The sequence below is a fragment of the Trichlorobacter sp. genome, from assembly GCF_030247655.1.
In the GTDB taxonomy this organism is placed as follows: Bacteria; Desulfobacterota; Desulfuromonadia; order Geobacterales; family Pseudopelobacteraceae; genus Trichlorobacter.
Window position 1 is genome coordinate 1 of record NZ_JAOTRZ010000095.1, and the last position, 10,872, is coordinate 10,872.

At 50.8% G+C, this 10,872-nt stretch carries 14 protein-coding genes and 1 pseudogene; 13 read left to right on the plus strand and 2 right to left on the minus strand.

Annotated elements, in window-relative coordinates; genetic code table 11:
* The first annotated feature begins 133 nt into the window (after positions 1 to 133).
* A complete protein-coding gene (locus OEL57_RS09595; RefSeq protein ID WP_300740028.1) occupies positions 134 to 427 on the plus strand; it encodes a hypothetical protein in 294 nt (97 codons plus the stop codon).
* A 3-nt stretch (positions 428 to 430) separates the two neighbouring features.
* Here the strand turns inward: OEL57_RS09595 and OEL57_RS09600 are convergent, their stop codons facing one another.
* Positions 431 to 1,144 (minus strand): diguanylate cyclase, encoded by a 714-nt coding sequence (locus tag OEL57_RS09600; RefSeq protein WP_300740030.1) that lies wholly within the window; start codon positions 1,142 to 1,144, stop codon positions 431 to 433.
* Positions 1,145 to 1,265: 121 nt separating this feature from the next.
* Here OEL57_RS09600 and OEL57_RS09605 point away from each other — a divergent pair, with 121 nt between their 5' ends.
* The 9 genes from OEL57_RS09605 (at position 1,266) to OEL57_RS09645 (ending at position 7,435) form a co-directional block, all read left to right on the plus strand.
* Positions 1,266 to 1,622: an AraC family ligand binding domain-containing protein gene (locus tag OEL57_RS09605; RefSeq protein WP_300740032.1), complete on the plus strand. Its 357-nt coding sequence runs from the start codon at positions 1,266 to 1,268 to the stop codon at positions 1,620 to 1,622.
* Positions 1,622 to 1,897, plus strand: coding sequence for a cupin domain-containing protein (locus OEL57_RS09610; RefSeq protein WP_300740034.1), 276 nt, complete (start codon positions 1,622 to 1,624; stop codon positions 1,895 to 1,897). Before OEL57_RS09605 ends, OEL57_RS09610 begins: the two co-directional genes overlap by 1 nt.
* Positions 1,898 to 2,004: 107 nt before the next feature.
* A complete protein-coding gene (locus OEL57_RS09615) occupies positions 2,005 to 2,889 on the plus strand; it encodes a PAS domain-containing protein (protein ID WP_300740036.1) in 885 nt (294 codons plus the stop codon).
* A complete protein-coding gene (locus OEL57_RS09620) occupies positions 2,882 to 3,796 on the plus strand; it encodes a DMT family transporter (protein WP_300740038.1) in 915 nt (304 codons plus the stop codon). The genes OEL57_RS09615 and OEL57_RS09620 overlap by 8 nt, the downstream gene beginning before the upstream one ends.
* Before the next feature lie 82 nt (positions 3,797 to 3,878).
* Positions 3,879 to 4,772 carry a sensor histidine kinase gene (locus OEL57_RS09625; RefSeq protein ID WP_300740040.1) on the plus strand — a complete coding sequence of 298 codons (894 nt, stop codon included), beginning with the start codon at positions 3,879 to 3,881 and terminating at the stop codon, positions 4,770 to 4,772.
* A 1-nt stretch (position 4,773) separates the two neighbouring features.
* Complete coding sequence (locus OEL57_RS09630; protein ID WP_300740042.1) at positions 4,774 to 5,256, plus strand: chemotaxis protein CheD; 483 nt, start codon at positions 4,774 to 4,776, stop codon at positions 5,254 to 5,256.
* 95 nt (positions 5,257 to 5,351) lie between these two features.
* Positions 5,352 to 5,690, plus strand: coding sequence for a hypothetical protein (locus OEL57_RS09635; RefSeq protein WP_300740044.1), 339 nt, complete (start codon positions 5,352 to 5,354; stop codon positions 5,688 to 5,690).
* Positions 5,671 to 6,525: an HDOD domain-containing protein gene (locus OEL57_RS09640; protein ID WP_300740046.1), complete on the plus strand. Its 855-nt coding sequence runs from the start codon at positions 5,671 to 5,673 to the stop codon at positions 6,523 to 6,525. Before OEL57_RS09635 ends, OEL57_RS09640 begins: the two co-directional genes overlap by 20 nt.
* Positions 6,509 to 7,435, plus strand: a complete 927-nt coding sequence (locus OEL57_RS09645; protein ID WP_300740048.1) for a diguanylate cyclase — start codon at positions 6,509 to 6,511, stop codon at positions 7,433 to 7,435. The genes OEL57_RS09640 and OEL57_RS09645 overlap by 17 nt, the downstream gene beginning before the upstream one ends.
* Before the next feature lie 104 nt (positions 7,436 to 7,539).
* Here the strand turns inward: OEL57_RS09645 and OEL57_RS09650 are convergent, their stop codons facing one another.
* Positions 7,540 to 8,547, minus strand: a complete 1,008-nt coding sequence (locus OEL57_RS09650; RefSeq protein WP_300740050.1) for a cytochrome c3 family protein — start codon at positions 8,545 to 8,547, stop codon at positions 7,540 to 7,542.
* A 190-nt stretch (positions 8,548 to 8,737) separates the two neighbouring features.
* Here OEL57_RS09650 and nadC point away from each other — a divergent pair, with 190 nt between their 5' ends.
* The 3 genes and pseudogenes from nadC to OEL57_RS09665 all read left to right on the plus strand — a co-directional run.
* Positions 8,738 to 9,562, plus strand: a complete 825-nt coding sequence (gene nadC, locus OEL57_RS09655) for a carboxylating nicotinate-nucleotide diphosphorylase (RefSeq protein WP_300740052.1) — start codon at positions 8,738 to 8,740, stop codon at positions 9,560 to 9,562.
* 5 nt (positions 9,563 to 9,567) lie between these two features.
* Positions 9,568 to 10,551 (plus strand): biotin--[acetyl-CoA-carboxylase] ligase, encoded by a 984-nt coding sequence (locus OEL57_RS09660; protein WP_300740054.1) that lies wholly within the window; start codon positions 9,568 to 9,570, stop codon positions 10,549 to 10,551.
* A 27-nt stretch (positions 10,552 to 10,578) separates the two neighbouring features.
* Positions 10,579 to 10,854 (plus strand): annotated as a pseudogene (locus OEL57_RS09665) (type III pantothenate kinase); the annotation flags it as partial.
* Between the last annotated feature and the right edge of the window lie 18 nt (positions 10,855 to 10,872).

The following is a 10,872-nucleotide window of genomic DNA, read 5'->3' on the forward strand; positions in this document are numbered from 1 at the left end:
CCTCTGTTATTGTTTGTCTCGTAAACCAATAATATCAGATGGCTATCTTTGAAGCTCGACTTTTATGTAGCAAAATTAACTACATTCAACTTCTCGCATACACTTTTGCAAGAGGCTCGACTTTTTACGCAAAATGGATGATGCCGATGCAGAAAAAAATTTGCGGGCCATGGTGGCGATGATCCGAGGGCGGGGTATTGGTGTGGTCCTGATTGGCGTGCCGCGTTTGGGGTTTGGGCTTGAGGTGCCAAAATGGTATCGGGCAGTTGCAAAAGATGCAGGTATACCCTACGAAGGGGAGATACTGAAGCGAGTACTTTCAGACAGTTCACTGAAGTCTGATCCAATTCACCCAAATGCGGCCGGTTATCAACAGATGGCTGAATCGTTGTTTGTATTACTGAAAAAAAGTGGGGCTCTACCGTAATTGTCAGGCAGCAACAATGGCCCGGTTTCTGCCGGCAAGTTTAGCCTGGAACAAGGCCTGGTCGGCCCTGGAGATCGCCTCAAAAATATTTTGCTCTGGCTTATACTCACAGACCCCCAGACTGATGGTTAGTTGGATGCCGGGTCGGTTAACTTTAAACTCGGTCATGGCAACCGATTCCCGGATCTTGTTGGCAACTGCCAAGGCACCGTCAATTTGGGTTTCCGGCAACAACACAAGAAACTCTTCGCCTCCCCAGCGGGAGCAGATATCTTCATTGCGCAGACAGCCACGTAATACGCGGGAAACCTCCACCAGTACGTCATCCCCCGTGTTGAATCCATGAGTGTCGTTAACCTTTTTAAAGTAATCAAGGTCAGCCATGATGATTGAGGCATAACGCTGATGTCTGCTGGCTCTGCTGAATTCCTGTTCTATCATCTCCATGATGGCCCGGCGGTTGGCAAGCCCGGTCATTGGGTCAATTCGAGTTGCAAGATCCAGAGAACGGTTCATGTTGGCCAGCTGGGTTTGTAGGTATGCCTTCTCTTTGATCATTCGTTCCGAGCGTTGGGCCAGGGTGCGATACAGCTCATGCAGTTGCTGGAACTCAGGCAAAAGGGGGTTGCCCTTAAAACGTTCATCTGCCATAAGTTGCTGAAAACGGTCTGACTCAAGTGCTTCAAGGCTATCAATGAGATCACGGTCTGTTGCCATGGGGTGAGCTCCTTAGGAAGTGTCAGTAAAAAGGATCTTATGCAGGTGTATTGTAGCGTCAATCCTGAATAATTCAATGGGAACTAAAAATTATCGTTTTTTTGTGTAGGGGTGAATAGATATGGTGAACGTTGGCAATCTGTTAGCTGCAATTCCTGATGCCTCCGGGGGAGAGCTGTTTGAGACGCTTTCCATAGTTGACGGAGTGAGAATTGAGCGGATTGTTTCAAAAGGTCAGGCAACAGCGGCAGGAGATTGGTATGAGCAGGACTGGCATGAATGGGTGCTAGTGGTGGAGGGAGAGGCATTGCTGGCGATTGAGGGTGAACGGGAACCGTATCGACTGCTGCCTGGCCAGTGGATGCTATTGCCAGCACATTGCCGTCATCGAGTGGAGTGGACGCTTCCTGGGCAGAACACAGTCTGGCTGGCACTGCACTGGCCTGAACATGCAGGTGGCGAAGAAGGAGCCAAGTGATGTTACCCATTATGGTTGAGCAAAATCCGTCTAAAGAACGACTTGCAACACTGGGGGTTTTTGACTGGCCGATCTGGAGTTGTGAGGTGTCTGATTTTACCTGGAGCTATGATCAGCGTGAGGTCTGTTACCTGCTGGAGGGGCGAGTGGTGGTAACCCCTGGAGATGGTGCCCCGGTTGAGTTGTTTGCCGGCGATCTGGTTGTCTTTCCTGCTGGTATGAGTTGCCAGTGGGAGGTTGAGAAACCTGTACGCAAGCACTACCGGTTAGGATAGACGGTATATTGACAATTTTCAGCTGACAATGGTGTGACGGTCTCGCTTGCCAATGGCTTGTTTCCTGTTATGCTGTCGGAAAGACTGGATTCAAGGGGAGACGTACAATGCATCCATTAGCGTTGCTGTTAAAGGACCATGAAGGATGGCTGATGCGTCGAGTTCGTGATTATGCCATTGAGCGTGACTATACCCGCTATACCTCAACGCTTGAGGAGGCGTGGCGAGTATCTATTGTTGGGCTTACCGATTCGATCAGTGCAGCTTTAGAGCTGTCACCGGACCCTTGGGAACTGGGGCCTGATGATGATTTTGTGCATGATCCAGTGGCCGCTTTTGGCGTGCAGGAAGCTCAAAAACATCGTACGAGAGGCATTACCCTGGAAATGTTTCTGGGACTCATGAAGTATTACCGTCAGAGTTATCTGGATCTGGTGGCAGATCAGGAGCTCGTGCCAACGGCCATCAGGCAGTACATACGCTTTATTGAGCGGGTATTTGATCGTATTGAGATCGCTTTTTGTGCCGAATGGAGTCGTAGTAACTTAACCAACACGGCAGCTCATGAGTTACAGGAGGCAAATCGCAGGATTACCAATGAAAAGAATCAGTTTTTAACCATTTTTGAAAGTCTGCCCATAGCGGTTTTTCTGTTAAATGACCGTTTGCGGGTAAATCAGATGAATCAGGCAGCTTCAAGGCTTTTGCTCAGTAAAGGCAGGGCTGGAAGGTACTACTCTTCGGGCAGGGCTGCTGATGCGCCGTTTCCCTGGTTTGGCCATGAAGTAGGGGAATTTCTTGCTGCAGATGAATATGAGAGAAACTTTTTTGCCACACTTACCGTGGATGGTGGAGAACATCGCTACCGGGTTTCTTTGCGCTGGATGCAGGATATCAGTAAGAAGTTTACCGGTATGATTGTGAGCATGAATGATATTACTGAACAGTGGCGGCTTGAACAAAAACAGGAGACAGGTGGTTTGAGTGAGTAAAGGTGTGTCTGCGGTAAACACTCCGTCACCAGGGAAGGTGTTGTTTTATCTGGTCTTAACCACATTTTTCTGGGGAGGTAGTTTTCTCTTTACCAAGATTGGCGTCAGGGAGGTTCCGCCTCCCTTTTTTGTGCTGCTACGCTTTTCGCTGGCAGCAGTTTTGATGGGTTTACTCTGCCTGCCGCGACTTGCGCTACTGGACCGGCAGACGGTTAGGCGGGGAACTGTTGTTGGATTGGCCTTGGGCGTGACCAACCTGACCTTTGTCGTGGGGGTCCAGGGAACCAGTATATCCCGTGCTGGCGTGATCAATAATCTGTTTGTCCTGTTTATTCCGTTGATTGCCCGCACGGTCTGGAAGGACCGGATCGGACGGATCAATATCGCCGGAATCGGGCTTGCCTCGCTGGGAATTGCTCTGCTGGCAGGTGGTGGCGGTGAGGGGTTCAATCGTGGAGATATGATTTCTACCCTCTGCGCCTTTTTTATCGCAATCCATATCATTACTGTTTCAAAGGTGTTGAAGGATGAAGATGTCTGGCTGGTTTCACTGGTGCAATTCTGTGTTGTGGCATTAATGGCTGCAATGACTGCGCTGCTTGTGCCAACGCCGCCATTCTCGCTGGGTCTGACCTCTCTTGGCACAATCATCTACTGTGCCATCTTTCCTACCGTGGTCTGCTTTACCTTGCAAAACAGGTATCAGCGTTATGTAACACCTACCCAGGCCGGTCTTGTCTATACCCTTGATCCGGTCTGGAGTCTGCTGGCCGGTTTTGCTGTGCTGGGGGAGCGTTTGACACTTCGAGAGTGGTATGGTTGTGGTCTGATCTTTCTGGCGGTATTAATTCCGTTGGCTATCCGTTTTGTGATAGAGCGTCGTCTGGTGTTTCGTTACGTGCGCTGACGGGGACTGTAGTTGTCATCCTTTGAAAGGGTGCTATAGTCAGTTAAACAATATTTTCAGCTTCGCTTCACAAGGAGAAAAGATGCACACTGTGAGTGACGAGCAGTTGGTTGAGGAGCTGAAGTTCCGTCTTGATCAAAGCAGGAAGTCTCTAAACGATCTGTCAGTGGTTAATCGTAAGCTGATTGAGATGAACCGTAAACTGGAAGAGTCTGAAGCATTAAAAAGCAATTTTCTTTCAAACATTCGTAATGAAATCAATAACCCCCTTAATGCTATCATCGGTTTGGCTTCGCAGCTGTCAAGTATTGTGAAAAAACCTGATGTGAGTGAACTGGTTACCATGATCTTCTCCGAGGCATTTCATCTGGACTTTCAACTGCGCAACATTTTTATTGCGGCAGAACTTGAGGCGGGTGAGTCGATGCCTGCCATTGAGCATGTTGATGTTACTTCTGTGGTACGGGGGGTGTTGGAAAACTTTCGTGCCCAGGCAGCTGATAAGCAGGTTGCAGTACGTTTATCCGCTGCCGGAGCTGAATCAGGTGAGCCGCTGTACTTCCCGACAGATGCCCAGAAACTTCAGGTTATTGTTGCAAATCTGGTTGCCAATGCCATTGAGTTTAGCAGTCCGGATAGCGAAGTTGTCGTCGTGCTTGATCAAGCGGATGATTGTCTGCGGATTCAGGTGCAGGATAAGGGGATCGGCATTGCGGAAGCCGATCTCAAAAGGATCTTTGATCGTTTTGTCCAGCTTGATACCGGTCCTACCCGTGCCCATCTCGGCCATGGATTGGGGTTGAGCGTGGTAAAATCATTGCTTGATCTACTACAGGGGGAGGTGCAGGTCAGCAGCACGCCTGGTCTGGGGTCGCTTTTTTCGGTTATGCTCCCCTCAGCCGACTATGGGGCTGAGGGGATGACCTTTGCTGAAGGGGGCAATCTGTTTCTGTTTGAACAGCTGGACGAGAAATAGCATGTCCGACCCTGTTGAAACGAACATACCTAAACACTTTCTGTTTCCTGGTGCAATCCATGTAGCTGCAGAGGAGTGTGAAATTACCACAGTACTGGGTTCCTGTGTTGCGGTTTGCCTCTGGGATCAGGTGCATGGTGGTGGTGGTATGAACCACTTTATGCTGCCTCTCTGGAACGGCGAGGGGTTGGCAACACCCAAATATGGCAATATAGCCATGGAGCGTTTATTGGATCACCTTCTGGACATTGGAGCACGTAAACAGCATCTAGTGGCAAAGGTTTTTGGCGGCGCCAACCTGTTGGCCACCAGCAGTGCGGCCTGTCCGATCGGCGCCAGGAATATTGATCTGGCCATGGCACAGCTTGAGGAGTGGCGGATACCGGTGGTGGCCTCTGATCTGGGCGGACATGTTGGTCGGAAGGTGATTATGAATACTATGACCGGCGTGGTGCTCTTGGGGCGGGGCAGGCCACAAAAATAGCATTTGCTACTCATATGGCGTTTGACATTCACCGGCGCATTTCCTAGTATTGTGTCCACTTTGCCGTACAGAGCATAGGGAGACTGGTGACAGCTATGCAGAAGATACCGCTTAACCTGGCAGCTGCCGAAATGGTGCTGGCCAGGGACATCTTTAAAAACGACAGTCCAACCGGTATGCCGATTTGCGGCAAGGGGACAGAACTGTCAGACTCGCTGATCAGCCGTTTGCAACAGATGGGGGTACAGTCGCTGTATGTGGAGGGGCATCCGGTCTGGCAGGAAGGGGATCGTGGTCTGACTGAGCAGTTGGCTGATCTTGAAAAGCGTTTCTCAAAGACTCAGGATAATCGCTACAACCTGCTGGTGCTTGATATTTATCGTAATTATTTTACTGCTGCAATGGGAGATACTGGTGGACGAGCGGAGGAGTGATCTTAAGAAGATCATCATGGACACCAAGACGCTGCCTACACTGCCTGGTGTCATAAATAAGCTGAATTCCCTTTCCAATGATGACAAGTCATCGGTTCAGGAGATGGCAAGGATAGTCTCTGCTGATCAGGTGCTTTCAGCCCGGATCCTGCGGCTGGCCAACTCTCCTTCCTACGGTTTTTACCGGGTTTCAACCATATCAAATGCGATGATCCTGCTTGGGGTTAATGTGGTTAAGTCTCTGGCGCTCTCTTCATCAATCTTCGAGATTATGGAGAAGAATAGCGTTGGATTGTGGGAACATTCCCTTGGTGCCGCCACTGCTGCCGGTATTATCGCCCGTAAACTGGCGTTGCCTGAAGTGGAGGAGATAACAACTGCCGGGCTGTTGCATGATATTGGTAAGGTGATCATCGGGCTCAAATGTGCTGAACAGATGCCGGAAATCAGGCGGCAAATCAAGCTGGATGATCTCTATATCAGTGAGGCAGAAAAAGCGGTGCTGGATACGGATCATGCGGAAGTGGGAGGGTGGCTTTCCAAAAGCTGGTTTCTACCGGAAAAGCTTTCAGAGCCGATTGCCTACCATCATAATGTCGCTGGTTCCGAAGATCACCGGATTAAGACTTCGGTGGTCCATCTGGCAGATGTGCTGATTAAGGCCAGTGGTTTTGGAGACAGTGGCGATTCCTATGTGCCTCCTATTCAGCAGGTGGCCTGGGATGCCCTTAAGCTGAATGAGCTCTTGCTGCAGGAGATGGTGGTGGAGCTGGAGGATAAGCTGGTGGAGGTTAAAAACTTCAGTCTTGAATTGGCCAATGCTGCAGCAGTCTAGGATTGCACTTATATCAAGCCAGGCCCAGCTTTCTTCTCTATTGCAGTTGCGTTTGCAGAGTAAGGGGTATCAGGTCATGGTGGTGGAAAAGACCGCTGCTGCTCTGGGAACTTTTTATTCTGACCCGCCGGACCTGATCATCGTTGATTTTTCATCCCCCTGTGTTGGCTGTCACGACATGCTTTGTATGGTGCGTGGTGATAGTTTTTTTAGTCCAATCCCCATTATCGGCGTCTTTCCCACCGGTATGGAGCAGGAGTCATGGGACGATTTTCCGCTGGACGATTTTGTTACAACTCCCCTTAACTTTACTGAATTAGTCAGCCGGATCGTTCTTTCGCTGTCCCGTATTAAGCGGATCTTTGATAATAACCCCTTGACGAGGCTGCCTGGCAACACCTCGATCCATCGGGCTATCGAGGAGTCGCTTGGCCTGCCGCTGGCGGTCTGCTACGTTGATATCAATCATTTTAAACCCTACAATGATGTGTTTGGTTTTTCCCATGGTGATGAGGTAATCCGGATGCTGGCCAGGATTATGGCTAACGCTGTACGTGAGTCTGGCGGTGGATTTTGTGGCCATGTCGGGGGGGATGATTTTGTTTTTATCGTCCCGCGTGAACGGGCTGAGCAGGTCTGCTCCACGGTTATCAGTCATTTTGACCAGATCGTGCAGACCCTCTTTGATGAGGACACCAAACAACGAGGTTACTATCTGGCTTTGGATCGTAAGGGGCAAAAGGAGCAGATGCCTATTCTTGGGATTTCCATTGCCATTGTGCCGATGGACTCCCCCGGCATCAGCCATGCTGCCAGAGTGGCCGAGGTTGCGGCTGAGTTGAAGAAACTGGCTAAAGGTAACAAGGGCAGTAGTTTTGTGGTGGACAGGCGGTCGGGAATGCGTGAGTGACTGGTCGCTGGTCTGGCGACAGCTTGCCTAAAGAAGATTTATAGAACACAAAAGGCGCTACCCGTAACGGGCAGCGCCTTTTTGTCAGGCTATTCCTGAGGTAATCAGGATTTCTTGTGGCACTTAGCGCAACTTCCGGAAACCGAGAAGGCGGTTTTTCCGTCATGGCAGGCGCCACAGGATTTTCCTTTGCCCATATCGGCCATGGTCACCCGCTTAGCACCACCATAGGGGAAGGTCTTGGTGTGGCAGTCGCTGCACTGGTACGCTGCAGTATGTAAGTCATGGCTGAAGTAACCAACCACGGTGCCTCGGCTGTTTTTAAAGGTCAGGTTGGCCGGCTTGTAGCCAACGTGGCACTTATTGCAATCACCGGTTGAGGCAAAGGCAGTCTTGCCATCGTGGCAGCTACCACACGATTTGCCTTTTGCCATATCGGCCATGGTGGTTTTGCGGGATTCCTGGCGGTAATCATATTTCTTGGTGTGGCAGTCGCCGCATTTGTAGGCCTGAACGTGGAAATCATGGCTGAACACTGCGTCATTAACCGGCTTTGACTTGTATTTAAGGGTCTTGGTAGTCAGGCCGCGGTGGCAGGAACCGCAGTTTGAAGCGGCAGTAAAGGCTGTTTTTCCATTGTGGCATGAGCCACAGGACTTGCCTTTTTCCATTTCAGCCATACTGACACCACGGCGGATTGGGCCGCCTTTGTGGCAACTTTTACAGCCGAGTCCCTTGCCGTTGACATGGGAATCATGGCTGAACATGGCGTTACCAGCAGGGATACGATAGGTAATAGCAGTGGGGGTGCCACGGTGGCATTTGCTGCAGTCTTTTTCAGTGGCAACACTGAAGGCCTTTTTGCCGTTGTGGCAGGCACCGCAGGAAAGGCCCTTCTCCATTTCAGCCATGGAGTAGGAACGCTTCTTGGAAAGATTGAATATTGCGCTGTGGCAGGTCTTGCAGTCTTTGTTCTTTGCAAGGTGTGTGTCGTGGCTGAAGACAACGGCTGAGGCGTTCTTGAAACTGAACCTGATGTCCTTGGCCTGCACGGGAACTGTCATCAGCATGACAATAACCGCTGCAAAGAAGGTGATAATGCGCCCGTTCATCGAAATCCCCCTTGAAGCTGATTAAATTTAAAGCGCCTTACTTTAAGGGCCACAGTGTCGATTGTCAATTGATAATTGTATACAGTTACTATACACCCCTGCCGCTCATTAAAAACCAGCTTGAATGCGGTTGCGGGGGTGGGAGAGGTATGCTATACAAACTTACATTTTACGCGACGGGATAAGTGTGATGCTGACTCTTGATGATATCATTCAAAACGCCCTGCGGGAGGATATCCATACCGGAGATCTGACCACCCAGGCCGTGGTGCCGGAACCTCGCGCCGCTACAGCCAGACTGGTTGCCAAAGAGGCCTTGACGGTTGCCGGCATAAGCGTGGCTGCGCGGGTATTTAGCCTGCTTGATTCTGCCATTGTCTTTGAGGCTTGCTGCCATGATGGTCAGGTTCTGGAAAAAGGGGCTGTTATGGCCCGCATGTCCGGTGATGCCGCTCAATTATTGCAGGGGGAACGGGTTGCTTTGAATCTTTTGCAGCGGATGTCCGGTATTGCGACGCTTACCTCTTGCTATGTGCAGGCTGTTAAAGGGACCAAAGCCCGTATTGTTGACACCCGTAAGACAACTCCCGGTTTACGTGTGCTTGAAAAATATGCCGTGCGGGTTGGTGGCGGAATTAACCATCGTACCGGTCTCTATGATGGTATCCTGATCAAAGAAAACCATATAGCAGCTGCCGGTGGGATTACCGAGGCGATTCGCCGGGCACGTGCCTATATTCCCCACACCCTGAAGATTGAGATTGAAACAGAAACGGTTGAACAGGTGCAGGAAGCCCTGGCAGCCGGCGCGGATATTATTATGCTGGACAATATGGGGTGTGACACCATGCGCCATTGTGTCGGGTTGATCAGCGGTAAGGCAGTGGTGGAGGCATCAGGCGGCGTTAACCTTGCTACGGTTCGAGCCATTGCCGAGACTGGTGTTGATGTTATTTCTATCGGATCCTTGACCCATTCACCACGGGCAATGGATATCTCCATGTTGTTGGATTGATGTCTATGCCCCGGCGCACGGCAGCAGCGGATCTGCTAAAGCTCTTGAGAGGCGCTGGCGGTATGGTTTCCGGGGAGTTGCTGAGCCGCGAACTTGGTGTTTCACGCACCGCCATCTGGAAGCAGATTTCCAGTCTTCGTGCAGCCGGATACCGGATTGATGCAATTCCGTCTCAAGGGTACTGTCTGGCAACAGAGCCTGACTTGCTGGATGAAGCCACTTTACGCACCGCTCTTGGAAACGCGTGTCTGATAGGCCGACGGATTGTCTGTTGCGGGGAAACCGGTTCAACCAATGCCGATGCCTTTTCATTGGCAGAGCAGGGGGCTGAGGAAGGCACGGTGTTGCTGGCTGAACGTCAGCTGGCTGGCAAGGGACGTCTGGGGCGGCGTTGGGAGTCACCAACCGGAGTAAATCTGTATTGTTCAGTGGTGCTGCGCCCCGAGCTTCCCCCCTATGAAGCTCCGCAATTAACCTTTCTTTCCGCTGTTGCCGTTGCCCGCGCCATTCAGATAACCACCGGCCTGCAGCCGGCCATCAAATGGCCCAATGATCTGCTCATGAACGGTCGCAAGGTTGCCGGGTTGTTGAATGAGATGAATGCAGAGACTGATCGGGTCGGTTTTGTGATTTTAGGCATCGGGGTTAATCTGAATATGCGGGCTGACCAGTTTCCTGCGGATTTGCGTACGCCGGCTACTTCCTTGCTGCTTGAGTATGGCGCCCCGGTATCTCGTCAATTGTTTGTGGTCCACCTGTTACGTGAGCTTGATCGTGAGTATCGTCGTTTTCAGCAGGAAGGCTTTGGCCCGGTACGGGAAGAATGGGCCCGCTATTGTAATGCCTTTGGGCGTGAGGTGCAGGTGGATGTCGGCTCTAACTCACTACAAGGGCCTTTTATTGGGATTGACCATGACGGTGCTTTGTTGATGAAGCTCTCTGATGGACGGGTTGAGCGGATACTTAGTGGTGATGTCACCGTCATTTAAGTGATGTCGGGAAGAAAGGAGGGGCGTTTGCTGCTCGTAATTGATGTAGGCAACAGTAATATTGTGCTTGGTATCTACGACGGTGAAGCGCTGGTGCGCCACTGGCGTATTGCAACCGATAAATCCCGTACTTCAGATGAGTACGGGGTTATGCTGAATAGCCTTTTTTCCCTGGCCACACTTTCGTTTACTCAGGTCAAGGCGATTATCATCTCCTCTGTGGTTCCACCCTTAACCGGTGTACTTGAATCACTCTGCCGTGACTTCTTTGCATTACCCCCCTATGTGGTTGGTCCCGGTATCTAAACAGGTATGCAGATT